Raw genomic sequence first — 26,595 nt, 5'->3', positions numbered from 1 at the left:
GGGTGTGCCGGTTCCTGGGTTCGGAGCTGCGGTGCGTTTCGATGGGCTTGGGCGCGGGTGGCTTTGTGCTAACCGGTCGGCGTGGACCGGCGGAGATCGGCCCGGTCCCAGGGTCACCGGCGGTCAGGAGCCCCGGGTTCCCCGGCGAGACAGAGGCCTCGCCTGCGGGAAAGGCGCTGGCAACGGCGCGGAGGGGTGGGCGGCCCGGCAAGGTCCGCCGGGGGACCTTCCCGAGTGGGCCGGGTGTTTTACGGCGTGCGGTGGGTGTTCGGTGACCGAGAGCCAAGTGGGCCCGTGAGTGGGCGGTTTCGGTTGCCGAAGTGCACAACCCGGCCCTCGACAGGCGCTCACGCGGCCCGGTTCCGTATAACCCCAGGTCGGCGGGAATCCGATGCGCCGGAAGCCGTTCCGCGATCCGGATCGAGACCCCCAGCCCCACGCCCGCCCCTCCGTCCGGCGGATCTTCCGAAAGGCCCGCCGGGAGACCTCCCCAGCGGGTCGGGCCGTTGCGGTGGGCGTTTCGGACCGGGTCTGCCGGCAGGAATCCCCCCGGGGGCTTCGCGGGTCTCGATCCGGATCCCGAGACGCATTCGAGCCCGCGCCTGCCCGCTGACCTGCGGTTTTACGGGAACGACCGGCGAACGCACGTGCCGAGGGCCGGGTTTCGCACACCGGCGACCGAAACCGCCCACTCCCGCCCCACTCTCCACGGGCTCTCGCCACCGAACACCCACCGCATGCCGAGAGCGCCCGACCCATTCGGGAAGGCTCCCCGGCGAACCTTGCCGCGCCGCCCACCCCTCCGCGCCGTTGCCAGCGCCTTTCTCCGCAGGCAACACCCTCATCTCGCCGGAGAACCCAGGGCTCCTGACCGCCGGTGACCCCGGGACCGGGCCCATCTCCACCAGGCCACGCCGACCGGTTAGCACAAAGCCACCCGCGCCCGACCCGACCAAGTCGCGACCGCATGCCGAGAGCGCCCGGCCCACTCGGGAAGGTCCACCGGCGGACCTCACCGGGCCGCCCTCCCGCTCCGCCGTTGCCAGCGCCTTTCCCGCAGGCAACACCCGCATCTCGCCGGGAAACCCAAGGCTCCTGACCGCCGGTGACCCTGGGACCGGGCCCATCTCCACCAGGCCACGCCGACCGGTTAGCACAAGGCCATCCGCGCCCGACCCCACCAAGACGCAGCCACCCCCACGTCTCGCCCACGTGACCCCCCGGTCGCCCCGGCCCAGCCAACCTCACCCCCGACCCGAGCGCCCCATCCCCGTCGCCCCATCCCCGTCGCCCCATACCCGTCGCCCCGCCGCCCGCCGCCCGCCGCCTGCCGCGCGTGGCTCGTACCCTCGTAGTCCCAGGTGCAGGTAACGGACCAGGTTCGGGAAGGTGTGCCGGTGGTTGACTCACGGCAGGGCACAAGTAGCGGGAACAGCGGGAACGGTGCGTACAGAAAGGTCCGCCAGGCTGCCAAGACCGGCCCCACCGGCGCGGCCCACTCCATCGGCGGCGACGTCGGGCTGTTCGGGCCCGATTCGGTGACCTGGCAGTTGCATGCCGACCCGGTGATGTGGGTGGCCGGTGTCCGGGCGCTCTATCTCCAGGCGCTGCATCCGCGGGCCGTGCGCGGGGTCGTGCAGAACTCCGATTTTCGCAAGGACCCCTGGGGGCGGTTGATGCGGACCGCGGACTTCGTCGGGGTCACGACCTACGGGACGCGGGCGGAGGCCGAACAGGCGGGGGCGCGGGTGCGGCGGATCCACGCCGTGCTCAAGGCGGTCGATCCGGACACGGAGCAGCCGTACCGGATAGACGAGCCGGAGCTGCTGCGCTGGATCCACTGTGCCGAGGTCGGGTCGTATCTGTCGGTCGCCCGCCAGGCCGGGTTCCCGCTCACCGACGAGCTGGCCGACCTGTACCTGGACGAGCAACGCCGCTCGGCGGAGCTGGTCGGGCTGCCGGCCGACGAAGTGCCGGGCTCGTTGGTCGAGATGGATCGCTACTTCACCGGGATCCGGCCGGAGCTGGCGATGTCCGACGAGGCCCGGAGCGTCTTCGACTTCCTGCGTCGGCCGCCGGTGCCGTTCGTGCTCGTGCTCGGGCGCGAGGTGTTGTGGCGCCAGGTCGCGGAGTTGGCGTACGCGGCGTTGCCGCGGTGGGCGAAGGACCTGTACGGGCATCGCGGGCTGCCGTCGGCGGTGGCCGGGCCCGGGCTCAAGGGGCTGCGTCGGGTCGTGGGGGCGGCGACGCCGGTGATTCGCGCGGTGTACCCGTCGCCGCATATCAAGGGCGCGATGGAGCGGCTCGGGCCCGGGGTCGAGCCTTCGGCCGCGCGGCTGCCCGAGGTCGTCGTTGTCGCGCAGACCACAGCGGGGGAGCCTGCCAATAAGTAAGGTCCCCTTTCTTTCTGTGCGCGCTGCCGTCACAATGTCAGACATTGTCAAGTAACCGGGCAGCTCGAAGGGAACCGCACGTGGCGAACGGCTTCTGGGCCCATGCGCAGGCCAATCCGGACCGGCTCGCGCTGGTCGACCCCGATGGCGCCGAGTGGACCGCGGGGGAGTTGTACGCGGCGTCGAACCGGCTCGTGCACGGGCTGCGGGCGGCGGGCCTGAGCACCGGCGACGTCTTCAGCGTGATCCTGCCGAACTGCGCCGAGTACATCGTGGCGTACATGGCGGCGGCGCAGGCCGGGCTGTACATGGTCCCGGTGAACCACCACCTGGTCGGTCCCGAGATCGCCTGGATCCTCGCGGACAGCGAGTCCAAGGTGGTCATCGGCCACGAGCGGTTCGCGGACACGATCGTCGCCGCGGCGGACGAGGCGAAGGTGCCCGCGCAGGCGCGGTTCGCGGTCGGCGCGGTGCCGGGCTTCCGGTCGTTCGCCGAACTGACCGAGGGCCACTCGGCGGAGCCGCCGGCCGAGCGCAGCGTCGGCATGACGATGAACTACACGTCCGGCACCACCGGCCGCCCGCGCGGCGTGCGCCGGCCGCTGTCCGGGGGATCGCCCGAAGAGGCCCGCTACGGCGGCACGTTGCTGATCTACGGCGTCAAGCCGCACGACGACAACGTGCACCTGGTCGGCTCGCCGCTCTACCACACGGCCGTGCTCCAGCACGCGCAGCAGTCGCTGCACATCGGCCACGGCGTGGTGCTGATGGAGAAGTGGCGGCCGGAGGAGATGTTGCGCCTCGTCGACCGCTACCGGGTCACCCACACGCACATGGTGCCGACCCAGTTCCACCGACTCCTGCAACTGCCCGACGAGATCAAGGCCAAGTACGACGTGTCGTCCATGCGGCACGCCGTGCACGGCGCCGCACCCTGTCCCGATCACGTCAAGCGGCGGATGATCGAGTGGTGGGGGTTGTGCGTCGAGGAGTACTACGCCGCCAGCGAGGGCGGCGGTACGTTCTGTTCCGCGCAGGAGTGGCTGGATCGGCCCGGGACGGTGGGCAAGGCGTGGCCGATCAGCGAGATCGGCATCTTCGACGACGACGACAACCGGCTGCCGGCCGGCGAGATCGGCACCGTGTACATGCTGATGCGCGCCGGGAAGTTCAAGTACCACAAGGACGAGGAGAAGACCCGCAAGGGCCGGATCGGCGACTGGTTCACCGTCGGTGACGTGGGCTTGCTCGACGAGGACGGCTACCTGTACCTGCGCGACCGCAAGATCGACATGATCATCTCCGGTGGCCAGAACATCTACCCGGCCGAGATCGAGAGTGCGTTGCTGCGGCACCCCGCGGTCGGTGACGTGGCGGTGTTCGGGATCCCGCACGAGGACTGGGGCGAGGAGGTCAAGGCGGTCGTCGAGGCGAACGAGGGCTTCGTCGCCGGCCCCGAGCTGGCCGCGGAATTGCTCGCGTTCTGTGCGGAGCAGCTCGCCACGTACAAGCGTCCGCGTACCGTCGATTTCGTCGACGCGATGCCGCGCGACCCGAATGGGAAGTTGCAGAAGCGGCGGTTGCGCGATCCCTATTGGGAGGGTCGCGAACGGGCCGTCTGAGACGGAATACGAATACACCGCCCGGGAATTCCCGGGCGGTGTATTCGGCATTTTCCTCGACCCGCCGATCGGTGACCCGCCGATCGGTGCGGCGAATCTTTTCGAACCGTGTTCCGCGGTTCGCGTTGCGCTAGGCGGATTCGGGCGCACTTTCCGGTGCGGATGCCACCGCGAGTGCCCATTGCAGATCGGGCTTTCCGGTGGGCGTGCGCACGGTCTGCTCGACGGTGCGCATGACCCTGGGCACCTTGTACCCGGCAATCTTGGTGCGGCAGTGCTCCTGGACGTCCGCCAGGCTCGGCGTGCGACCCTCGCGCGGCTGGACGACCACCGCGACGGTCTGGCCCCAGCGCGGATGCGGGACGCCGACCACGATCGCGTCGTAGACCTCGGGATGGGACTTGACCGCGCCCTCGACCTCCTCGGTGAAGATCTTCTCGCCACCCGAGTTGATCGTCGCCGAGCCGCGGCCCAGCAGCGTGATCCGGCCGTCGCCCTCCAGGCGGGCGTAGTCGCCGGGCACCACGTAGCGGGTGCCGTCGGGGCCGGTGCGGAAGACCTCGGCGGTCTTGACCGGATCGCCGAGGTAGCCGAGCGGGATGTTGCCCTTGCGGCCGAGTCGGCCCACGACCCCGGCGGGCAGCGGGTTGAGGTCCTCGTCCAGGACGACCGAGTCGGGGACCGCCTTGACGGTGATCCCGCTCTGCTGCTCGGTCTGGCCCTTGACCGCGACGCCCACGCCGTTGGCGCCCGACTCGGAGGCGCCGATCGCGTCGCTGACCACGATGCCCAGGCGCTCCATGAACTCCTCCTTCAGCGACGGCGAGAACAGCGCCGCGCTGGAGGACAGGGCGAACAGGGAGGACAGGTCGTAGGACTCGCGCCCGTCGCGCGGCTCGGCCAGGGACTCCAGCAGCGGGCGGGCCATCGCGTCGCCGGTGATCAGGATGATGTTGACCTTCTCGGCGACCACGGTCTCCCACACCCCGTGGGCGTCGAACTTGTCGATCAGCACCACGCGGTGGCCCTTGGCCAGGTTCTGCAGCACTCCCCACTGGGTCGCACCGTGCATGAGCGGCGCGATCGGGAAGGTGGTCATCTGGCCGTTGCGGCCCTTCTCGACCATCTCCTCGGGCCGGGATATGCGCTGACCGTTGGTGGGGTCGATGCCGCCGCCGAGGGCGAAGATCACGTCCTCCTGGCGCCACACGACGCCCTTGGGCAGGCCGGTGGTCCCGCCGGTGAACAGCAGGTACAGGTCGTCGGCCGAGCGCGGCTCGAAGTCGCGCTCGGGCGAGCCGGCCGCCATCGCGTCCTCGTACCGCACCGCGCCCAGCGACTCGGCGGTGACCCCGTCCGCGGCGGGCTCGGAGTCGTCCTCGACCACGATCAGGTGACGCAGCGAGGCGACCTTGGGCGCGACCTCGGCGACCCGGTCGGCGAACTGTCGCTGGAAGACCAGCGCGACCGGCTTGGCCTGGTCCAACAGATAGGCCAGCTCATCCGCGACATAGCGGAAATTCACATTGATGCAGACGGCCCGGATCTTGTAGATCGCGAGCATCGCCTCCGCCCATTCGATGATGTTGAAGGCGTAGACCGCGACATGGTCGCCCGGCTGCACGCCGGAGTCCCGGAGGTGATGGGCGAGGCGATTCGCCCGCTCCTCCAGAAGGGCATATGTACGGCGTTCACCGTTCGCGACGATCGCCTCGCGTTCGGGGTATTCCCCGGCCGCGCGCTCGAAGAGGTCGGCAAGGTTGAATTCCATGGGCGGAGCGTAAGGCGTGAGCCGGGCGATATTCCAGAGGCAATATCGTTTGGATGGCCTCGGGAAACTGTGACACTGTCGACCGCCGCGAACACTTGACTGCGGCAAAGATGTGGGCTGGGGGGTGGCCCGGCGCGTCCGCCGACAGCCCCGCCGCAGGCCGCGATCAGCGCGGCGCGTACTCCCGCAGGCGCGGGCGTGCGCTCGCCGCCACCAGCGCCACGCACACCCCGAGCACGGCGATGGGCACCCACGGCCAGCCGGCGAGTGCGTCGTCGGCGCTGTCGGTGCGGTCCTCGAAGTCGGCTCGGGCGGCGTCCGCGACCCGGCCCAATGCGGTCTGGTAGTCGTAGAAGTCGAAGGCCAGGTTGCCGCGGCCGACCTTGGTGGCCAGGCCGACGGCGACATCCAGCCGGCCCTCGGCGACCGCCGCGCGCAGCGCCCTGTCGTCCCGGCGGAAGGCATCCAGGCGGGAGGCCACGCGCTGGTCGGGCACATTCCGGTCCAGCTGTGCGGACTTGGCGGCGAAGCTCTCGCTGTACGCCCGGGCGCGATCGGGCAGGATCACGAACCGGCTCTCGTCCGCGTTCGCGTCCGAGGCGGTCGCCCGGGTCCTGGCCAGCTTCAGGAACGGGTCGAAAGCCTGCGTCTGTGCGTCGCGCAGCCGGGAGGCGTGGTCGGCGAACAACGCGGCGGCGGTGCCGGTGAGCGCGGCCACCGCGATGGTCACCGCGGCCAGCCCCGGCGCCAGGATGCGGTGGAACCGGCGGGCCCACCGGATCTGGCCGACGATCAGCACGGCCACCAGCAGGGTGCCGACCGCTCCGACCGCCAGCGCCGCCCAGCGCGCGTGGGTGCGGTCGGAGTCCGCATCGGAGGCCAGCTTCTCCTCGGCGCCGCGCCCGAGCGCGTCGGCGGCCGGCAGCAGATCGTCGTGCAACAGGCTGGTCGCGCTCGCGAAGTAGTTGAGCGCTGCCAACGGCGGCCGGCCGGCAGGGCGGTCCTGGACCTGCTCGTCGGCCAGCCGTGCCTGCGCGACGTAGGCGTCGTAACGGCCGAGTCCGTCGATCAGCGCTCCCACGGTCGCCACGGGCGCGCCGCCGACGGAGAGCATCTGGATGTCGGCGGTGATCCGCGAGCGCCGTTCGCGCATCTGCCGCAGCGCCAACTGCCGGTTGCCGACCTGTTCGTCCGAGCCGACCAGGAGCACGTTGGCGACCTGCGCGTCGAGATCGGCGAGCGCGAAGTACAGATCCGCCGCGACGGCGGCCCGCGGGGCCGAGGTGTCGGCGACCTCGTCGAGCCCGGATCGGGCGTTGCCGGCACCGACCGCGATCACCGCGGCCAGGGTGACGATGCCGATCAGGACCAGCGCGACGAATCCGTACACCCGAGCCGGAACCGCACCCACCTGTCGCAACCGGCGCGGTCGTATTCGCGGCGCCCGGTCCGGAGGCGGCGCGACCGGCGCGACCCGCGGCGGCGATGGCACGTACGCGGGCGTCGGGGGCGCGGGTAGGGCGGTCGGGGCGGCCATGTCGAAACGGTAGACAAACGGTGCGAAGAGCCAACCATGAACCGATGGCGCCGATGCGAAGACCGAGTGAACATCCGTGTGTTCGAAGGGTGTTCGGACGATGATGCGGTGCCGGTCGGGAAGCGGGTCGGGAAGGGGCTCCGACTGACGCTTGGTCAGGCCTCGGTTGCGCCCAGTTGTGTCACCCGCGCGGATGAACCGAGCGACGTGTGCCGGCTATGCCCCCCGTTGGCCGCATTGGTGACGGTCGGATTCGCACTGCGAAGGGCTGTTGCGGAGCACTCGTTGGCATGTAGCGTTGTCCGCGGTTGCAGCAGTAGATGTAGTTCCCTCGCACGTCCAACGCCTGCGGACATCAACAGCCGTGGGCGTTTTTCGCTCCTCACAGCGAGGGCATCCCGGGGTAACGCGGGGAGTGGGACCACTCGACGGTTCGCGACCCGGGCATCACGAGGTGTGGTGTCTGTGGGTTACGTGAAGGAATCAAGACATGGCCACCGGTACGGTCAAGTGGTTCAACGCCGACAAGGGCTACGGCTTCATCTCGCAGGACGACGGCGGCGCTGACGTCTTCGTCCACTTCTCCGCCATTCAGACGAACGGCTACCGTTCGTTGGAGGAGAACCAGCGCGTGGAGTTCGAGGTCACGCAGGGTCAGAAGGGCCCGCAGGCCGAGATGGTTCGCCCGCTCTGAATCGGTCCCGCGGCTCCGGCAACGGACCGCAGACCTAGCAAGGCCCGCGCCCGTGCAGGGTGCGGGCCTTGGGGCGTTTCCACGGCCGGTGTCGGCCGGCGGCCGATCCACCGGCCTTCCCGTCGCGTGCGGCCGAGCCGTGGGTGTGGCCGGCGGCATGGTGAGGGGCCACTAGCATGTCTGTATGGGTTTCCTGCGCCGCCGCCCCCCGTCCGGGCCGGATTTCGACGTTCTTGCCATCCCGTTCACCGACTGGCCCGGCTCCGTGGTCGTGGCCATGTTGCCGGGGGAGGACGGCAGTTGCCAGGGGATCTTCGTGCGCTACGACCTGCTGGCCAACCGCGGCCCGGCGATGCTGATCGGCAACCTGCCGCCCGGCTCGCCCGCGCGTGAGGAAGGCGTCGGCCGGATCGAGGCCCAGCAGCTGGTCGCGGCCCTGGGCCACGAGGAGATGCCCGAGGAGCTGTCCACCGAGGACACCCCGATCATGCTCGGCGACGACCTGCTGATCATCCGCAAGATCAAATATGCGGAGGGGCGCCTCGCCTGCGTGGAATTCGACCGCAGCGACAACGTCATGGTCCGCATCGTGACCTGGGACCGCCCGATCACCGACGACGTGTTCCAGTTGCTCAAGCCGATCCCGGCGGACACCTTCGGCGGCTGAACGCCGGCACCCCCGCGGGCGCGGGGCCGGAGCAGGCCCCCACGCCGCCCCTGAAACCGCAGCCTCCGCACCGGTACCAACGGGCGGAGCGGGTGGACACACCACCCGAGCCACGTACATCGTCGACGCGGGCATGACGCCGAAGCCGCATGGACCGTCGGGGCCGTGCGGCCACGAGCGTCGTTACCGGGTGCCGATCGCCGCGCGGACGGCCCGGCGGACCATGCCGCAGTCGTCGTGCAGCCTGCGCAGGAGGCGGCGCTGGTCCTCCCCGACGGGGCCCACGTCGTTGAGCCGGATCTCGCGGACGAGCACCAGCATCAGGTTGACCAGGAACGCATCGCGCGAGAGGGAGCCCGACTGCTGGGCCGTCTGGATGATCTGGCGACGGGTCATCGGGTCCCGGGCCAACAGGGTCCACAGGACCGCCAGGTCGTAGCCGGGCAGGTGGTAGCCGGAGGACTCCCAGTCGACCAGCGCCGCCCCCTGGGCGGTCAGCAGCACGTTGGACAGGACCGCGTCGCCGTGGCAGAACTGCGCCGGCACCCGGCTGAGACCGCGCAGGAGTTGGGCCAGGTCGCCGGCGTCGCGGTCGGTGAGCAGGCCGAGCTTGTGGTAGCGGTCGACGCGGGCCGGGTAGTCGAACGCCAGGGGGAACGACCCGGGCGGGGGCTTCCACCGGTTGAGCGTGCCGAACGCGTGCAGCACGGCGCGGACGTCGGCGCGGGCCATCGCGGTGCCCGGGTGGCGTTCGTTCGCGGCGGGTCGGCCGGCCACGTGCTCCATCACCAGGATGCGCCGTTCCGGGTCGGCGGCGATCAGCCGCGGCACCCGGACCGGTGGCCGCTGCCGGGTGAAGGTGCGGTAGGCGTTGACCTCGTGCCGAAAGCGCTGGAGCCAGTGCGCCGAGGGGTCGGTCAGATACTTCACCACGACCGGGCCGCGACCGACCGATCCGGACAGCAGCAGGGAGCGTGGGGTCCTGCGCAGCACGGCACCCGCGGTGAAGCCGGGACAGACCCGGGCCGCGAGCGCGGCGACCGCCTCCGGACCCGGAATCTGCTGTGCCATGCGAGGTACTCCCGGGCCCGCTCCGCCGGCCGGGGCCGGACCGGTGGCAACCGCGGCGTTCGCCGCGACCACGGTGTTCGTCGACGCCACCGTGCCGGGCGCCGAACCACCGGAAGGCGTACGCCTGTTCGGGCCGGGTGTGCCCGGCCGTGAAGTCGCGGAACCGGGATTGGTCGGGCGGCCGGGGGTGGTGGACGTCGTGGATGACATGTAAACCTTCCTGCGCTGCCGATGAGTGGATCCGGCCGCGCGACGGGTGGGGGCCCACGTGCCGGATCCACCATCCACAACACTCCGAGGTCCGGGTGGTGATCCACGTGGCGAGCCCTGGCGAACCGTGGCGAATCGGAGCCGGCTGCTCCGGAGCGGGCTAGCCTCGGTCCGGCAGCGGCCTCCGACAGGACGCTTTCGAGCCACGGTCCCCACATCAACGGGCGGTTTGCTATGCGCCGGGAACCCAACACCAAACTGGTGGACCTCTTCGCCCTGACCGGGTGGTCCAAGGGCGAACTCGCCCGACTGGTCAACCGTCGGGCCGCCGCGATGGGCCATCCCCAGCTTGCCACGGATACCTCCAGGGTCCGGCGCTGGCTGGAGGACGGCGAGCGGCCCAGGGACCCGGTGCCCCGGGTTCTGGCGGCGCTTTTCACCGAGCGGCTCGGGCGTGTCGTCACCTCCGAGGACCTCGGCCTGACCGGCCGCCCCCGGCACAACACGCAGGTGGTGCAGGAGGACCTGCCGTGGAGCACCGAGCGCACGGTGACCGCGCTGACCGAGTTCACCGGCATGGACCTGATGCTCAACCGGCACGGCTTCACGGGCGGCGGTTTCGCGCTCGTCGCGGGCCCGGCCCTGGTGGCCAATTTCGATCGCTGGCTCAGCCCCGGGCTCGGCATGTCCCACCCGCGCGGTGCGCCGGCCGATCCGGTGTCCTACGGGCTCGCCGACGCGGGGCCGATCGGCGCCGAGGAGGTCACCGCGCTGGAGAACGCGGTCACCGTCTTCCGCACCTGGGACGCGGATCGCGGCGGCGGGCTGCAACGCAAGGCGGTGATCGGACAGTTGAACGAGGTCGGCAATCTGCTGACCTATCCCAATCCGCTGCCGATCACCCGCCGACTGTGGAACGTGGCGGCCAACCTCGCCGCGCTGGGCGGCTGGATGTCGCACGACGTGGGCCTGGACCCGACCGCACAGAACTACTTCGTGATCGCGGCGCACGCCGCCCGGGAGGCGGGCGACCTGCCGCGCGCGGCCGAGGCGCTCTCCCGTGCCGCCCGGCAGATGGTGCACCTGGAGCGCCCGGCCGACGCGCTCGCCCTGATCGAGTTGGCGCAGCGTACGGCGGGCGAGCGGGCGGGGGCGACCACGCGCGCGATGTTCCACACCGTGGAGGCATGGGCGCAGGCCGCGCTCGGCCGGGCCGCGGACTGCCGGCGGTCCCTGGGCCGGGCCGAGGCGGAGTTCGGCCGATCGCGCCCGGAGGAGGATCCGGACTGGGTGGCCTTCTTCGACTCGGCCGACCTGCACGGCATGCAGGCGCTGGTGTACCGCACGCTCGCCGAGGTGGATCCCACGGCGGCCGGCCGAGCCCAGGAACACGCGGAGAAGGCTCTGGAGTTGCGGGCCCGCGGGCACGAACGGTCCAAGACCTTCGACCTGATCTCGCTGGCCTGCGCGTGCCTGCTCGACGGCCAACCCGACCGCGGCGCACACCACGCGCGCCTCGCGGTCCGGGCCGCCGGCGAGATCGGCTCCAAACGCACCTGGGACCGCCTGGAGGTGCTCCGCAAACTCACCGACCGCTACCGCGACGTCCCGGAAGTACACGCCTTCCGCCAGGAACTGGCCGAGGGCTCCTGAACCACGACCGAGGCCGGGGAGGCCCGATCACCCCCGCCCGCACATGCGACCTCCGCAGCCGACCCACCCGACACACCGGGTGGGCGGGCGTCACCGTCCCGAGCAGAGCGAAGCGCTATCGCACGCAGACCGCCATCACGCACGCGTCGTCCTCGTACCGGGTGTGCCCGAGCCGACTCAACACCACGTCCACGCACGTCCTGGCGTCCGCGCCGAGCAACTGCGGCCCCAGGCCCAGGAGCGCGCGGACCGCCTCCTCCGTGCCGCGCCCGCGCCGCTCGACCAGGCCGTCCGTGAAAATCAACAACACGTCGCCGGACGCCAGTTCGACCCGGTCCTCGACGAACTCCGGTTCGTCCAGCGCGCCCAGCAGCACGCCGAACGGTGTCGCAAGCGCCCGACCCGACCCGCCCCGGTACAGCAGCGGCGGCGGATGACCACCCTGCGCCCAGGTCAACACCCGCTCCACCGGCTCGAATCGGGCACACACGGCGGTGGCCACCTTGTCCGCCGGCAGCGTGTGCACCACGATCCGGTTCAGCGCCGTCAACATCGCCGCAGGCCCCGCCCCGGTCATCGCCACCCCCTGCAACGCGCCGCGCAGCGTGGTCATCCCGGACGCCGCGGCGACCCCGTGGCCGGACATGTCGCCGACCGCCAGGAGCACGTCACCGCCCGGCAGCGCGAGCGCGTCGTACCAGTCGCCGCCGACCTTCGAGTCCTGCTCGGCCGGGAAGTAGCGGGTGGCCACCTCGATGCCGGGCAGGCTGATCGGTCGGGTCCACCACGGCATCACCACGCGCTGGAGCTCGGCGGCGACCCGGTGCTCGGAGCGCACCAGCCGGCGCTGGGCCAGCAACTGCACCCGGGTCTCGGTCAACGCCTCCTGGGTGCGCCGCAGTTCGGTGATGTCACGAAGCAATGCCCAGACCGCGTGCGGCCTCCCGTCCGCGCCGAGCACGGGCTCGCCGACGAACTGCACGGACACCCGGGTGCCGTCCGCGCGCACGATCCGGAACTCGCCCTCCGCGCCGTTCGCGTGTTCGAGCAGTTCGCGCACCAGGTCCGCGACGAACGCCCGATCCTCGGCCGCCGCGTGTCCGGCCAACTCGGCCAGCGACAGCGGGCCGAGCGCGCGGTCGCGGCCGAACAGCGCGTACATCTCCTCGGACCAGCGCACATCGTCGCGATCGAGGTGCCACTCGGCGCTGGCCACCGGACTCGAACCCGGCGCCCGCGGCGGCACCGTCCGGCGCTGCTCGGGCAACACCCCGTTCGGGTCCGGCTCGACGAACAGCCGGCGCAGATGCCGCCAGGACAGCGCGGTGTTCTCCACGTCGCCGGGCGCGAACGGCGCGGCGGGTCGCACATCCGGTGGCCGGACCGTGCTGCGCGCCGGCGTGCTGGTCGCCGGGCCCGGATCGTCGGCCTGCCGATGCTCCGGGTCTTCGGTGTCCTGACTCAATCGGGCCAGATACTCCGCCGCCTGACCGAGGCTGCAGGCGAGCAGATCGCACAACAACGCCCGTCGATGCGCCTCCTCGACGGCCGCCGTGTCCTCGCCCGAACCGGCGCCGAGGGGCGCACTCGCGGAGCCGCCGGCCGAGCCCGGACGCAGGCCGAACCCGCCGCGCAGGGCGTCGAGTTCGGCGCGCATCCGGCCGATGTGCGCGAGCCATTGCGCCGGATCCACCACGAGGGGTCCGTCCACGGGGTGCTCGGGCCGTTCGCGCATCCGCTCGCGCTCCTCCGGACATGAGGTGGCAGGGTGCATTGACTGTCGCACATCGAGGGCCCGGACGCGGATGAAACCACGGGAACCGTGATGCTTGTGGCAGATTGCCCATTTCCGGTGTCCGGAGATGGCGAAAGGGGCCCGATCGCGACCGCGATCGAGCCCCCTCACCGGCCTCGACGAGCAAAACCCGACGCGGGCTCGACTACTTCGAACAGCGCGGGCGACACGCCGATCAGCCGAGTTCGCTGCCCAGGATGGAGATGAACGAGACCATGTCGCCGGGATATCCGCCGAGGTTGTGGGTCAGCGCGAGCTTGCGGCCGTCCGCCGGGATCCGCCGCTCGGCCGGTGCCTCGTCGCGCAGCTGGAGCCAGGCCTCGAACATCATCCGCAGCCCGGACGCGCCGACCGGGTGGCCGAAGCTCTTCAGGCCGCCGTCCGGGTTGACCGGCAGCCGTCCGCCCAGGTCGAACGCGCCGGCCAGCACGTCCTTCCACGCGGTGCCGCGATCGGCGAAGCGCAGATCCTCCATCAGGACCAGCTCGGTCGGGGTGAAGCAGTCGTGCACCTCGGCCATCGCCAGTTCCTCGCGGGGATTGCGCACGCCCGCCTGGCGGTAGGCGTCCTCGGCGCACGCGGCGATCTCGCGGAACGTGGTGTAGTCGTACTCCGGGTCGATCACCCCCGAGCCGTTGCCCGCCACCAGCGACAGCGCCTTGATGTACAGCGGCTTGTCCGTGTACAGGTGCGCGTCCTCGGCCCGCACCACGATCGCCGCCGCGGCGCCGTCCGCGACGCCCGCGCAGTCGAACACGCCCAACTGCCCCGCAAGTTTGGGCATCGCCGAGATCTTCTCCGGCGCGATCTCCTTGCGGAACTGGGCGCGCGGGTTGCGTGCGCCGTTGTAGTGGTTCTTCGCCGCGATGTGCGACAACACGTCGCGCATCTGCGCCTCGGACACGCCGTACTTGTCCCCGTACGCGGGCACCACCATGGAGAACATCGCCGCCGCGGTGAGCGTGCGGGCGGTGCCGTCGCCCGGGATCGGGAACGCGTTCAGCCCCTGGAAGCCGCCGTCCTTGACCTTCTCCACGCCGACCGCCATGGCCACGTCGTATGCGCCGGAAGCCACCGCATACGCGGCCTGGCGCAACGCGTCGGATCCGGTCGCGCACATGTTCTCCACGCGCGTGACCGGCTTGCCCTGCAACTGGAGCGGCTTGGCCAGGGTCAGTCCGGACATCCCCGACTGTGCGGTGCCCAGCCAGTAGGCGTCGACCTGCTCCTTGTCCACGCCGGCGTTCGCGAACGCCTCGGTGGTCGCCTCGATCAGCAGGTCGTCGGTGCCCCGGTCCCAGTGTTCGACGAAGGGGGTGCAGCCCATCCCGATGATGGCGACGCGGTCCTTGATGCCGTGCGATCCCATGCCTATGCCTCCTCGGCGGCTCGGGCGGTCCGCACGGGGCGGGCCTTCCAGAAGTAGTTGTGGATGCCGTCGGCACTGCCCAGCCGGCGGAAGGTCGGCTCGACCCGGTCGCCGATGGCCACCTCGGTCGCGTCCATGTCGGTCAACTCGATCGGCAGCCGACCACCGTTGTCGAAGTCCACGACCGCGAACACCACCGGCGGGCTGGGCGAGTAGGCCATCCGGTCCACGGTGAACGTCTTGACCGTGCCGAGCACGTCGGCGGTGGGTACCGGCTCCATGTCGTCCACATTGCCACCGGTCATCGACACCCGCTGCGGGGGCAGGTGCACGGCGCCGCTCTCGCGATCGCGCGAACCGACGAAGCCGTACTTCCACTCCACCGAGCGCACGGCGGCCGAGGACGAGGTGCGCGCGGGCTCGGGCCGGCGCGGCGGCTCGACCGGGAGCAGCCCGCGCCACGCGAGGTACTTCCCGTACGGCAGCGGCGCGCCGCCGGCGATCTGCTCGGCGACCGTGCGGGTGGGCCGGTAGGCCGCGAGTGCGTCGGTGGTGCGGAAGAGGAAGACCTCGGCGCCGTCGGAGAGCACGACGAGCGCGAGAATCCGGCCCGGTTCGGCCTTCTCCAGCGTCGCGCTCAACAGCAGACCCGGGTGCGCCGCGCCGGTGTTGCCGACGGTGCCGGCCAGGTCGTCGCCCAGCACGCCCTCGCGCACCCCGAGCCGGCGACCCAGTCCGGCGACCGCGCGGCCGTGCAGGCCGGCGATCACCGCGTGGTCGACCTGGTCGGCGGTCAACCCGGTGGCCTTGAGCGCGTCGGTCCACGCCTGCCGGCCGGCGGCGAGGTAGTTGTTCTCGCCGAACTTCTCCTCCCACAACTTCGAGCGCACGTCCCCGGGGGTACGCCAGCGATCGACGAACTCGGCCGTGGCCGACGCGCCGCCGAGGTACTCGGCGAGCACCGGGCCGTCGGCCGGACCGCCGACCAGCAGCGCGGCCGCGCCGTCGCCGCCGGCCGCCTCGTCGCCGCTGCCGGGCAGGCCGACCCGGATGTCCGCGCCGACCACGAGCGCGGTGCCGGCGCCGTCCAGGGCGAGCCGGAGCAGGCCGGCCGCGGAGCGCACCGAGCCGGTCGCGTCCATCGCGGGCACCGAGCCGTCCAGGCGCAGTGCGGCGTGCATCGCGGTCGCGTTGGTGCGGTCCGCGTACGCGGGCGCCACCGTCGCGAACAGCAGCGCGCGCGGTCGCACGCCGGGCGTCGCGCGCAGCGTGTTGCGGGCCGCCTCGACACCCAGGGTGGTGGTGTCCTCGTCGAAGGAGGCCACCGTGCGGGTGCCCTTGCCGCCGCCGGTGCCGGCCACGGCGGCGATGGTCTTGCGGTCGAGGCGCCGGTAGGGGAGATACGCCCCGTACCCGAGGATGCCGCGTCCCGTCGAAACTGCGGTTCCGTCAGTCGTCATTTCTCCGCTTCCGCCTCGTTCCACTTGGGGTTCGTCCCACTTGGGGTTCGTCGCGTTCTTGCGTTGCCGGCCGGCCGCTCGGGCCGCCGTGCGGGGTGGGTTCGGGGGCGCGGGGTCGGCTACGGGGTCTCCAACCCGATCGCGCCGTCGGCCGCGAGGCGGTCGATCTCCGCGCGGGACAGGCCCAGTTCGGCCCCCAGGACCTCCGCGGTGTGTTCGCCGACCCAGGGCACCCGGGTCTCCGGCCCCTCGGCGACCCGGGAGAGCTTGACCGGGTTGCCCGGCGACAGGACCGGCGCCGGATCGCCGTCGGTGCGCTCCATCTCGACGATCATGTTGCGATTGCGCACGTGCTCGTCCTCGATCACGTCGCCGGGGTTGTAGACGGGGCCGGACGCCACGCCCACCCCGCTCAGCGCCGCGCACGCCTGCAACCGCGACTTGTCCGCCGCCCAGCCCTCGATGCCCGGGCGCAGGATGTCCTCGATGTGGTCGAACCACTCCTGCGGGCCGGCCAGGCGCGGGTCGCTCTTCCACTCCGGCCTGCCGACCAGGTCGGCGAGCGCCTCGAACATGTGCGGGCGTGCGCACTGGATCAGGAAGTAGCCGTCGAAGGCCCGGAACGAGTGGTTGATCAGCGGCGCCAGGCCGGGGTCCTTCAGGCCCATCGACCAGTAGCTGATGCCCGCGTCGTTGAGCGCGACCATGGCGTCGAACATGGAGATGTCCACGTACTGGCCCACGCCGGTGGCATCGCGGTGACGCAGCGCGGCGAGCACGCCGATCACCGCGAACAGCGCCGAGCCGGAGTCGCCGAGCGCACCCAGCGGGGACACCACGGGCGCGGTGTCCGGGGCGCGCTTGAAGTCGTACAGACCGGCCATGCCCTCGGCGACCGGGGCGTACGCGGGCCAGGACGCGTACGGCGACTCGGTGGTGTTGCCGAAGCCGGACACCGACAGGTAGATCGCGCGCGGGTTGACGGCGGCGATGTCCGCGAAGCCCAGGCCGAGCCGGTCGGCCGTTCCGGGCTTGAAGTTCTCGCAGACGATGTCCGCCTTCTCGGCCAGGCGCAGCACGATCTCGCGGCCCTCGGGATGCTTGAGGTCGACGGTGACGCTGCGCTTGCCGAGGTTGTTGCGCAGGAAGGTGACGCCGACGCGACGGCCGAGCGGGTCGGTCATCATCGGCAGCGCGGCGCGCCCGGACTCGCCGACGCCGGGCGACTCGATCTTGATGACCTCCGCGCCCAGTCGGGCGAGCATCTGCGTGGCGTAGGGGAGGGCCTGCATCTGTTCGATGGCCAGGACCCGGATCCCGTCGAGCGGCTTTCCGAAGCGTTGCAGGTCGGCGCCTGCCACCTCTCCCACGCGCATGGTCACTCACTCCCTGTTGTGCGGTCGTACGTGTGCCGCGCGGTCGACCGGCCGGCCGAGCCTGCTGCAGCCGTGATGCCCGGGACCCGGCGAGATGCCCGTGGGATACCTCGTACGAGTGCCCAATAGTCGCGAGACAGGCACCTCGTCACCATAGCTGACGGGCAGTCAGATGAGCATGGGCCAAGCCCCGTGCCCCTCGTCACGCCCCACGCCGGCGCACCCACGCGCCGATGCCGCCGATCCCGTCGGCGGGGTCGGGTCGGGAGTGCCCGTGGGGGGCGGCGGTGGGCGACGGAAGCGGTATTGTTGGTTGAGCCATGCAGTTAATGCGTGGCGAGCGACAAGGGGGCGGTCATCGATACCGCGACGACACCGTGTGACGAGCCGACAGCCGGCCGCGCACCCGACGAACTCGGACGCGAACTCGCGCGTCTCATGCGGCTCTCGGCCGCCGCCAAGGCGCGCAGTCGCGCCGAGAGCGGCCCGGTGCCCGACGGGGGAGACCGGCTGCTCCTGGCCTACCTCGCGATGGAGGGACCCCGCCGGGTCACCGACCTGGCCGCGATGACCTACCTGGACGTGTCCACGGTCAGCCGGCAGATCGCGTCGCTGGTCCAGCGCGGCCTCGTCGAGCGCCGCCCGGACCCCAACGACGGCCGCGGCACCCTGCTCGCGGCGACCGAGGCCGGGGCCCAGGCGTTCGAGATCTACCGCAGTCGTCGCCAGGCCGAACTCGATCGGGTCACCCGCGACTGGTCCGCCGACGAACGCCGCACGCTCGTCCACCTCCTCGGCCGCTTCAACGACGACCTCGAACGCGAGCAGGCACCCCCGCGCGACACCGCGCCCGGTGCACCGGAAGGCCGTACCGCATGACCGACAGCAAACCGCAGGCAGTACCGGACCAGGCCGCGAGCGAAAGCGGCCTGAGTCACCGTCAGATCATGACGATCCTGTACGGCCTGATGGCCGGCATGTTCCTGGCGGCGCTCGACCAGACGATCGTCTCGACCGCGATCCGTACCATCTCCGACGACCTGCACGGCCTCAGCCAACAGGCGTGGGCCACCACCGCGTACCTCATCACCTCGACCATCGCCACGCCGCTGTACGGCAAGCTGTCCGACCTGTACGGCCGGCGCCCGTTCTACCTCGCCGCCATCACGATCTTCGTGGTCGGCTCCGCCGCGTGCACGTTCTCCACGTCGATGTACCAACTCGCCGGCTTCCGTGCCCTCCAGGGCCTGGGCGCGGGCGGTCTGATGTCGCTCGCCTTCGCGATCATCGGCGACATCGTCCCGCCCCGCGAACGCGCTCGCTACCAGGGCTACTTCCTCGCCGTGTTCGGCACCTCCAGCGTGCTCGGCCCGCTCGTCGGCGGCTTCTTCGCCGGCCAGGACGAGATCCTCGGCATCGCGGGCTGGCGCTGGGTGTTCCTGGTCAACGTGCCGGTCGGCGTGGTGGCCCTGCTCGTGGTCGCCAAGGTGCTGCACATCCCGCACACCCGCCGCCCGCACCGGATCGACTGGTTCGGCGCGGTCACCCTGGCCCTGGGCGTGGTACCGCTGCTGATCGTCGCCGAACAGGGCCGCGAATGGGGCTGGGGCTCGGGCACCTCGACCGCCTGCTACCTGATCGGCGGCATCGGCGTGCTCACCTGGATCCTGGTCGAGCGCCGGATGGGCGAGGACGCACTGATCCCGATGCGCCTGTTCTCGGACCGGATCTTCAGCCTCGCGTCGCTGATCGGCGTGATCTTCGGGATGGCCATGTTCGGCGGGTTCATGCTGATCCCGCAGTACTTCCAGATCGTCAAGGGCGCGAGCCCGACCAAGGCCGGCCTGCTGATGATCCCGGTCATGGTCGGCATGATGGGCTCGTCGATCATCTCCGGCCAGATCACCTCCAAGACCGGCCGGTACAAGATCTTCCCGATCCTGGGCACCGGCATCGCCGCCGTCGCAATGAGCCTGTTCGCGCTCTACGTCGACGCCGAGACCTCGCTCGTGACCACGAGTCTGTTCATGGTCCTGCTCGGCATCGGCCTCGGCCAGTGCATGCAGACGCTGATCCTGGTCGTGCAAAACGCCGTCCCGCCCCGGGACATGGGCGTGGCCACCTCGGCCGCGACCTTCTTCCGGCAGATGGGCGCGACCGCCGGCACCGCGGTGTTCCTGTCCGTGCTGTTCAGCAACGTCTCCGGGGAGATCGCCAAGGCGTTCACCCGGGACGCCCGCACCCCCGCGTTCCAATCCGCGCTGGCCGACCCCGCGGTACTCGCCGACCCCGCCAACGGGCCGGTGATCGAGATGGCCCGGAACCCGAACCCGGGCGGCGCGCAGGGCTCCGGCGTGCTGAGCGACTCCTCCTTCATCCAGCAGCTCGACCCGCGCCTGGCCGCGCCCTTCAAGGAGGGCTTCTCCGAGGCGATGCAGCTGGTCTTCCTGATCGCCGCGTGCGTCATGGCGGTGGCGTTCGTGCTGGTCTTCTTCATCAAGGAGGTGCCGCTGCGTACGATGTCCGGCCTCCAGGCCCAGGCCGCCGCGGACGCGGCCGAACTGGCCGAAGCGCAGGCGGCGACCGCCGGGCCCGGATCGGCTCAGGCCGACGTGCGGCACGAACCGGCCGCCGCCGGGGCGGGCTCGGGTACACGTGCCGGCCCGGGATCGGGCGCGGCCGCCGAACCGGGTGGTCGAACGCCCTCCCCGGGCGCCGGCTCGGCCCGCTCCCCGGAGCAGGACGCCCGACGCGCAGCCGGCCGCCGCTGGCCCGAACGGGACTGACCACACCCGACCCCGAGCCGCACACGCGGTACGCACCGGCCGGACGGGGATGCCCCGTTCGGCCGGCGGGGTACGCCCGTCCCGTTACGGCCGGACGGGTTCGGGCCGGACGGGTACGCCCACACCGGCCGGCCGGGCACCCGTACTGCCGGGGTGAGCACCCGAATCGGGGGCCGGACGCCGGTGCCGCCGGCCGAGCACTCGCAATCACGGGTTGAGCACCCGACTCGGGGGCCGAGCATCGTGCCGCCGACCCAGCACCCGAGCGGGCCGAGCACCCGCATGGCGGGCCGAGCACCCGAATCGCGGGCCGATCGCAGCGCCGCAACGGCCGACGCCCGCGGCCCGCAGGCCCGGTCGTACCGGCTCAGGCGACCCGGCCCGCCCGCTGCCCGACGACCACCCGCCACGCCCACACCGCCGCGCACACGTTCACCGCGGCCAGCGCCACGAACGTCACCACGGCCGCATGCGCCGAGGCGTGGGCGCCCACACCCGTCGCCGACAGGAACGTGGTGCCGTAGGTGGCCACCCCCAACACCGCGCCGACCTGCATGAGCGTGACCAGCACCCCACTCGCGTCACCCGCGTGCTCGGCCCGTACCCGACCCAGCGCGCTCGCCATCAGCGGCCCGATCACCGCGCCCTGGCCCAGGCCCATCGCGGCCAACCCGACCGCCAGCGCCACGCCGCCCTCCCGGCCGCCGTGCACCGAGGCCGCCATGCCGACGTACGACACGGACACCAGCGCGAAGCCCAGATACCCCACGTGCGCCCGAATCCGCTCCGGCAGCCGCCCCCACCACAACCCGGAGACCGCGAACCCGATCGCGCACGGCACATAGGTCAGCCCGGCCCGCAACGGACTGTCGCCGAGCCCGGACTGCAGGTGCAACGCCAGGGTGAACAGGAACCCGTTGTAGCTGCCCACCGCGATCAGCAACGCGATCCCGCCGGACATCAACCCGGGCGAGCGCAACACCGCTCCCGGCACCAACGGCGACCCGCCGCGCGCCGCCACCGCCCGCTCGACCAGCGCGAACACGCCCATCCCGGCGACCCCCGCCGCCAGCACCACCCAACCCCACACCGGCCAACCCTGCTCGTGCCCCATCACCAGCGGCACCACCAGCGCGAGCATCGCCGGCGCCAGCACCAGCACGCCCGGCACATCCAGCCGACCCCAACCCGGGCGCGCACCCGGATCCGGCCCGTCCCCGCCCAGCGCCCGCCACCCGACCACCAGCAGCAGCACCCCGAGCGGCACATTGACCAGGAACACCGGCCGCCACCCGGTACCGAACAGATCCGCGCTCACGAGCACTCCGCCCAGGATCTGCCCGACGACCGCACCACCGGCGATCGCCGTCTGGTACAGGCCCATCGCCGCGGTCCGCCGCCGTCCCTCGAACCGGCGCTGGATCAGCGTCAACACCTGCGGCACCAACAACGCGGCACCCGCGCCCTGAAGACACCGGAACACCACCAACTCACCCGTCGACCCGGCCAGTCCACACGCCAGCGAGGCGAGCGTGAACAGCCCGAGCCCACCCAGGTAGGCCCGCCCGTACCCGAAGATCGCGCCCAGCCGCGAACCGGTGATCAACAACATCGCGTAGGCGATCGTGTACCCCGCGATGATCCACTGCAGCCCGGCCCCCGACGCGTGCAGGTCCGAACGCATCACCGGCGCCGCGACATTGACGATCGAGGCGTCCAGCACCGCCATGAACTGGCCGGCCACCAGCACCACCAGCAACACCGTGCCCGCGGCCCCGCGCCGGTCTCTGCGCCGGTCTCCCGCCTGCCCCTGCCCCGACTTCGCGCCGGCGTCCCCGAGAGCGGAGGTCACCCGCTCCACGTCCCCCTCGCGTCGGGCGTCGCTGCCCGACATCAGATCCGTATCGTTCATGAGGACGACTCTGGTCCGCCGCCCGGTACCCGGACCAGTAGCCTGGTTATCCGGGTATAACCAGGCACCTGGCAATCGAGATCACCCGGGCACAGGATGGACCGATGACCGGCAGCCCGCGCACCGACGCCGTTCCCGACACAGTCCCGCACAACGGCCCCGACGCCGTTTCCCACGGTGCATCCGACGGCCTTTCCGACCGAGGCGACCGAATCGCGATCACCGCCGAGCCGGGCAGCGCCGCCCGGGCCGATCGGCCCGACTCCGAGCGGGCCACGCCGCAGTACGTGCGCCCCGCCCGCGCCGCCTCGCGCGCCGAACTCGGGGCCTTCCTGCGCAGCCGCCGGGAGCGGATCACCCCGGACCAGGTCGGCATCCCCGCCGGCCGCCGCCGGCGCACCCCCGGCCTGCGCCGCGAAGAGGTCGCCCAACTCTCCGGAGTGGGCGTCACCTGGTACACCTGGCTCGAACAGGGCCGCCCGATCAACGTCAGCGCGCAGGTCATCGCCGGCATCGCCCGTACGCTGCGCCTGGACGCCGTCGAATTGGAGCACGTCAAGCGGTTGGCCTGCGTACCGAGCACGGCGACGCTCCGGGCCGAGAACGCGGTGGACGCGGACACCCGGGTCCTGCTCGACGACTTCGCCACGCTGCCCGCCGTCGTGATGAACGAGCGTTACGACGTGTTGGCCTACAACGAGCTGTACGCCAGGGTCTTTCCGGCGATGGTGGCCTGCCCCCGAGGCCGGCGGAACATGATCTGGGAGCTGTTCACCCGACCCGAGTGTTGCAACCCGTTCCACGAGTGGTTCCAGGAGTGCCAGGGTGTGGTCGGCGTGCTGCGCGGCACCTACGCCCGCAACATCGGCGATCCGGTCTGGACCGCGTTCATCGACGAACTGGTCGAGGCCAGCCCCGAGTTCGCCAAGGCCTGGGCCGCCCACCCGATTTCGCTCACCCGCACCCGGGTCAAGTTCTTCCGCCACCTGGACGTCGGTGTCCTGCATGTGCGCGGCATCCCGACCGACCTGGTCGCCTCGCCCGGCCAGCGGCTGAACGTCTTCGTGCCGCAGGACGAGGAAACCCGCGAGCGCCTGACCCGACTCGCCGCCCCGGACTTCGTGCCCAGCGCGCCGCACGTACACGCGGGCATGTGAGCGAGCACACGCGGGACGGTGGAGCCCAGCACATGCGGAACGGTGGGCTGTGGGCGGATGAGCGGGGCGGGACGGCAATGGTGGGCGTGGAACGCCGAAGGGCCGGTGGATCGCGATGATCCTCCGGCCCTTCGATACTTCCGGTGCGCGATACTGGGATTGAACCAGTGACCTCTTCCGTGTCAGGGAAGCGCTCTCCCGCTGAGCTAATCGCGCGGGCGCCGTGCGTGTCCTGCGTGGTGCACGTACTGCCGTACTGCGTGTTCGGTTGTGCGGCGTGCGCGATACTGGGATTGAACCAGTGACCTCTTCCGTGTCAGGGAAGCGCTCTCCCGCTGAGCTAATCGCGCGGGAAGTTCACCCTCGGCACGGAGCCTTGGGGTCTCTTGGAGGTGGAGACGGGATTTGAACCCGTGTAGACGGCTTTGCAGGCCGTTGCCTCGCCTCTCGGCCACTCCACCAAGTGAAGGAACCATAGTGGTTGCCCACCACATTCCTCTACTTCTTCCGAGCGGACGACGAGATTCGAACTCGCGACCCTCACCTTGGCAAGGTGATGCTCTACCAACTGAGCCACGTCCGCCTGTCGACCCGAGCCGCGTTTCCGCGTCCCGGCGACGTTGAGAACTTTAGCGGATCCGAGGGCCATCACAAAAACCGATTCCCCGCGGACCCCACCGCGCGACCCGCGCAACCTGCGAAAACGACCGAGGCCGGCTCGAACCACCAGGGTTCGAACCGGCCTTCGACGCGGCTCGGCGGATCTCACCGAGGGGTCTCGGCAAGCCCTCGACCGGGCCTTCGAGTCATCCTCGGGGCCGGACGCGCCGCCCTCGACTCAGCTGCGACGCTCCGCGGAGGGCGCGGGTTCGACAACCGGCGCCGTGGTAGCGGTCGCCTCTGCGGCGGGGACCGGGGCCGGGGCGGGGACCGAGGTGGGCTCCGCCTCTGGTTCAGCCGGAGTTCGGACCTCGTTCCCGCCTTCGTCCTTGCCCTCGCCGAGCGCTTCGTGCTCACCTTCGGGCTCTGCGGCGGGCTCGGTTACAGGCTGGACGACGGTCTGAGCCACCGGCTCGACGACGGTCTCGGCGGCGGGCTCGGCCACCGGTTGGACGACGGTTTGGGCTACCGGCTCGACGAGGGTCTCGGAAGCGGGCTCGGACACCGGCTGGACGGCGGTTTCCGAAGCGGGTTGGGCGGCGGGCTCGGCCACCGGCTGGACGGCGGTCTCGGAAGCGGGTTCGGCGGCGGGCTCGGCCACCGGCTGGACGGCGGTCTCGGAAGCGGACTCGGCTACCGGCTCGACGATGGTTTCCGCAGCGGGCTCCGCGGCCTTGGTCGGCTTGCCCAGGGACACCGGTTCCTGCGATTCGGCCGCGGCGGGCGTCGAAACCGGCTGGACGACGCCGGCGGTCGGCGCGGCGGTGGGCCGCGGCGGCGGCACCTGCTTGGGCCGCGCGGCAGGCGCCCCATCGACCGGCAGCACCGTCGTCGCGTCGGCAGCAGCCGGCGCCTCGTGCGCGGCCGGGGCCGGGGCGGCCGGAGCGGAGGAGGCCGGAGCCGGGTCGGGGGCCACCGCAGTCGCAGCCTCGACCGGTGCAACGGCCTCAGCCGCAACCGCAGCCGGAACCCCGGAAGCGACCGGAGGCACAGCCCCCTCGCCGGCCACAGCCCCCGAGCCGACCGCCGTCGACGTCGGCGCCTGCGGTACCGGCGGAGCCCCCGGCGTACCCGGAGCCTGCGGCACCGGCGGCGCGAAGTACTGCGCGGTCGGCGCCTGTGCCGGATAGGCCGCCCACGGCGTGGGCGCACCACCGAAGCCGACCGGCATCCCTGTCATCCCGGGCATCGCGCCGGGGACGCCCCCGGGGACCAGGCCCGACGCGAACGCCAGCGCCTCGCGCTCGTGCTGGAACGTGGTGATCCTGCGGACCACGAGGATCGCCGCGACCGCCGCCAGGATCAGCACGACATCCGCGATCCCGGACAGGAAGTCGATGGTCCGCAACCGGTCGGCGTCGGACAGCTCGATGTCCTCGTCGAGCGGGTAGGACAGCCGGCTCGCGAAGAACAGCACACCCGACGCCACCAGCAGCACCCACCAGGCCCACAGCAGCGGCAACCGGCCCGGCGTACGCCCGCCGCGCTCGGCGGTCCGCGGGTCGCTCGCGCGCCACACGTCGTGCAGGATCAGCTTCGGGAACCACAGGCTGACCACCGGCACCAGCCAGCCGCCGATCGCCCACCCGGTGGACAGGTGCTGCTTCGAGGGGCCGAACAGGTCCACGTTGGCGCGAGCCCGGTACATCCAGATGATGAACAGCACGGCCGTTGCGATCATCGACAGGACCAGGAACGTGGTCGCCGCCGCCACGAGCGAGTCCGAGTCCTCGGCCTTGGTGCGCAGCGCGTCGGTCATGCCGAGCTCGCCGGCGTCGGAGATCTGCCGCAGGACGTCCGCACGGTGGAAGAACGCCGCCGCGCACAGCGCCGCGAACACCGCGGACAGCGGCAGCAGGACGTACAGGGTCACGGCGAGTCCGCGCAGTGCGCGGAACGGCTGCGGCAGCCAACCTGGGTACGGCGACGCCGGATACGGGCTCGGCATGCCGTACGGGGTCTGCGGGGCGAACTGTCCCGGCGCGTGCGGATAGGCACCCGTGTACGCACCGGCCGGGGCGACCGCGGGTGCCGGCGCGGCGTACGGATCCGGCGGCGCGGGCGCCGCGGGAGTGGCGGGAGCCGCGGCGGGCCCGGCGAGCACGGGGGTCGACCCGGTGCCGGGCTGCTGCGGCGCGGCGGCCGGGACGGCGCCGCAGTACGAACAGCGGTCGGCCCGCGTAGACCAGGTGTCGCAGGCGGAACAGTGCACGGATGAACGTCCTTCGATCGCGTGGTGCTGTGGAGGCTTCGGGGGCCGGGACGAACCGACCGGGGGAGGTGCGGTCACCGGACTCGGGGCTGCCGGGTCCCTACCCACCGTGCCGCATCATGCCGTGCCCGACGGGCACTGGGGAACGCGGAATCGACCGGCGGCGGTTCCGGGCGCGTCGGGTGGCCGGGTACGGGGCCTTCGAAGCCGCCGGTGCCGGGCCGTTCGAGACGTCGTGGCGCCCTTACTA

General features: G+C 71.6%; 18 protein-coding genes and 4 tRNA genes. 9 read left to right on the top strand and 13 right to left on the bottom strand.

What is annotated here, in order from left to right; genetic code table 11:
- Positions 1-1,502: 1,502 nt before the first annotated feature.
- Positions 1,503-2,393 carry an oxygenase MpaB family protein gene (locus ACFZBU_RS34440; protein ID WP_391587647.1) on the top strand — a complete coding sequence of 297 codons (891 nt, stop codon included), beginning with the start codon at positions 1,503-1,505 and terminating at the stop codon, positions 2,391-2,393.
- 80 nt (positions 2,394-2,473) lie between these two features.
- Entirely contained in the window at positions 2,474-4,015 is a 1,542-nt protein-coding gene (locus tag ACFZBU_RS34435) for an acyl-CoA synthetase (RefSeq protein ID WP_391587640.1), read from the top strand.
- A gap of 130 nt (positions 4,016-4,145) precedes the next feature.
- On the opposite strand, the gene ACFZBU_RS34430 is transcribed toward ACFZBU_RS34435, so the two are convergent.
- Together ACFZBU_RS34430 and ACFZBU_RS34425 are read right to left on the bottom strand one after the other, a co-directional pair.
- Positions 4,146-5,786, bottom strand: coding sequence for an acyl-CoA synthetase (locus ACFZBU_RS34430; RefSeq protein ID WP_391587639.1), 1,641 nt, complete (start codon positions 5,784-5,786; stop codon positions 4,146-4,148).
- A 166-nt stretch (positions 5,787-5,952) separates the two neighbouring features.
- Positions 5,953-7,323, bottom strand: coding sequence for a hypothetical protein (locus ACFZBU_RS34425; RefSeq protein WP_391587638.1), 1,371 nt, complete (start codon positions 7,321-7,323; stop codon positions 5,953-5,955).
- Positions 7,324-7,813: 490 nt separating this feature from the next.
- Between ACFZBU_RS34425 and ACFZBU_RS34420 the strand changes: the two genes are divergently transcribed.
- Together ACFZBU_RS34420 and ACFZBU_RS34415 are read left to right on the top strand one after the other, a co-directional pair.
- On the top strand, positions 7,814-8,017 hold the full coding sequence (locus ACFZBU_RS34420; protein ID WP_020557813.1) for a cold-shock protein: 204 nt from the start codon (positions 7,814-7,816) through the stop codon (positions 8,015-8,017).
- A gap of 184 nt (positions 8,018-8,201) precedes the next feature.
- Positions 8,202-8,684, top strand: a complete 483-nt coding sequence (locus tag ACFZBU_RS34415; protein WP_391587637.1) for a hypothetical protein — start codon at positions 8,202-8,204, stop codon at positions 8,682-8,684.
- Positions 8,685-8,867: 183 nt separating this feature from the next.
- On the opposite strand, the gene ACFZBU_RS34410 is transcribed toward ACFZBU_RS34415, so the two are convergent.
- Entirely contained in the window at positions 8,868-9,755 is an 888-nt protein-coding gene (locus ACFZBU_RS34410) for an aminoglycoside phosphotransferase family protein (protein ID WP_391587636.1), read from the bottom strand.
- On the opposite strand from ACFZBU_RS34410, the gene ACFZBU_RS34405 reads away from it, so the two are divergent.
- Positions 9,754-9,969 carry a hypothetical protein gene (locus ACFZBU_RS34405; protein ID WP_391587635.1) on the top strand — a complete coding sequence of 72 codons (216 nt, stop codon included), beginning with the start codon at positions 9,754-9,756 and terminating at the stop codon, positions 9,967-9,969. The two genes, ACFZBU_RS34410 and ACFZBU_RS34405, sit on opposite strands and share 2 nt — an antisense overlap.
- A 230-nt stretch (positions 9,970-10,199) precedes the next feature.
- Positions 10,200-11,618, top strand: a complete 1,419-nt coding sequence (locus ACFZBU_RS34400) for a hypothetical protein (RefSeq protein WP_391587634.1) — start codon at positions 10,200-10,202, stop codon at positions 11,616-11,618.
- Positions 11,619-11,733: 115 nt separating this feature from the next.
- On the opposite strand, the gene ACFZBU_RS34395 is transcribed toward ACFZBU_RS34400, so the two are convergent.
- The 4 genes from ACFZBU_RS34395 to ACFZBU_RS34380 form a co-directional block, all read right to left on the bottom strand.
- Complete coding sequence (locus ACFZBU_RS34395; protein ID WP_391587633.1) at positions 11,734-13,353, bottom strand: PP2C family protein-serine/threonine phosphatase; 1,620 nt, start codon at positions 13,351-13,353, stop codon at positions 11,734-11,736.
- A gap of 235 nt (positions 13,354-13,588) precedes the next feature.
- Positions 13,589-14,782, bottom strand: a complete 1,194-nt coding sequence (locus ACFZBU_RS34390) for an acetyl-CoA acetyltransferase (RefSeq protein ID WP_391587632.1) — start codon at positions 14,780-14,782, stop codon at positions 13,589-13,591.
- 2 nt (positions 14,783-14,784) lie between these two features.
- A complete protein-coding gene (locus tag ACFZBU_RS34385) occupies positions 14,785-16,242 on the bottom strand; it encodes an OB-fold domain-containing protein (protein WP_391587631.1) in 1,458 nt (485 codons plus the stop codon).
- 119 nt (positions 16,243-16,361) lie between these two features.
- Complete coding sequence (locus ACFZBU_RS34380) at positions 16,362-17,618, bottom strand: CaiB/BaiF CoA transferase family protein (protein ID WP_391587630.1); 1,257 nt, start codon at positions 17,616-17,618, stop codon at positions 16,362-16,364.
- A gap of 333 nt (positions 17,619-17,951) precedes the next feature.
- Between ACFZBU_RS34380 and ACFZBU_RS34375 the strand changes: the two genes are divergently transcribed.
- A complete protein-coding gene (locus tag ACFZBU_RS34375; RefSeq protein ID WP_391587629.1) occupies positions 17,952-18,497 on the top strand; it encodes a MarR family winged helix-turn-helix transcriptional regulator in 546 nt (181 codons plus the stop codon).
- Positions 18,494-20,404: an MDR family MFS transporter gene (locus tag ACFZBU_RS34370; RefSeq protein ID WP_391587628.1), complete on the top strand. Its 1,911-nt coding sequence runs from the start codon at positions 18,494-18,496 to the stop codon at positions 20,402-20,404. The genes ACFZBU_RS34375 and ACFZBU_RS34370 overlap by 4 nt, the downstream gene beginning before the upstream one ends.
- 367 nt (positions 20,405-20,771) lie before the next feature.
- On the opposite strand, the gene ACFZBU_RS34365 is transcribed toward ACFZBU_RS34370, so the two are convergent.
- A complete protein-coding gene (locus ACFZBU_RS34365; protein WP_391587627.1) occupies positions 20,772-22,316 on the bottom strand; it encodes an MFS transporter in 1,545 nt (514 codons plus the stop codon).
- A 104-nt stretch (positions 22,317-22,420) separates the two neighbouring features.
- Here ACFZBU_RS34365 and ACFZBU_RS34360 point away from each other — a divergent pair, with 104 nt between their 5' ends.
- Positions 22,421-23,473, top strand: coding sequence for a helix-turn-helix transcriptional regulator (locus tag ACFZBU_RS34360; protein ID WP_391587626.1), 1,053 nt, complete (start codon positions 22,421-22,423; stop codon positions 23,471-23,473).
- Between the two features lie 144 nt (positions 23,474-23,617).
- Here the strand turns inward: ACFZBU_RS34360 and ACFZBU_RS34355 are convergent.
- The 5 genes from ACFZBU_RS34355 to ACFZBU_RS34335 all read right to left on the bottom strand — a co-directional run bounded on the left by ACFZBU_RS34355 (position 23,618) and on the right by ACFZBU_RS34335 (position 26,345).
- A tRNA-Val gene (locus ACFZBU_RS34355) sits at positions 23,618-23,689 on the bottom strand.
- A gap of 62 nt (positions 23,690-23,751) precedes the next feature.
- Positions 23,752-23,823 (bottom strand) — tRNA-Val (locus tag ACFZBU_RS34350).
- Positions 23,824-23,860: 37 nt separating this feature from the next.
- Positions 23,861-23,934, bottom strand: a tRNA-Cys gene (locus ACFZBU_RS34345).
- A 49-nt stretch (positions 23,935-23,983) separates the two neighbouring features.
- Positions 23,984-24,056: transfer RNA gene (locus ACFZBU_RS34340), tRNA-Gly, on the bottom strand.
- 255 nt (positions 24,057-24,311) lie between these two features.
- Positions 24,312-26,345, bottom strand: coding sequence for a DUF4328 domain-containing protein (locus tag ACFZBU_RS34335; RefSeq protein ID WP_391587625.1), 2,034 nt, complete (start codon positions 26,343-26,345; stop codon positions 24,312-24,314).
- Positions 26,346-26,595 lie beyond the last annotated feature (250 nt).

The sequence above is a fragment of the Embleya sp. NPDC008237 genome (assembly GCF_042956465.1).
Lineage (GTDB): Bacteria > Actinomycetota > Actinomycetes > Streptomycetales > Streptomycetaceae > Embleya.
Note: the sequence above shows the minus strand (reverse complement) of the source record. Positions and strands in the feature narration are given on the sequence as shown.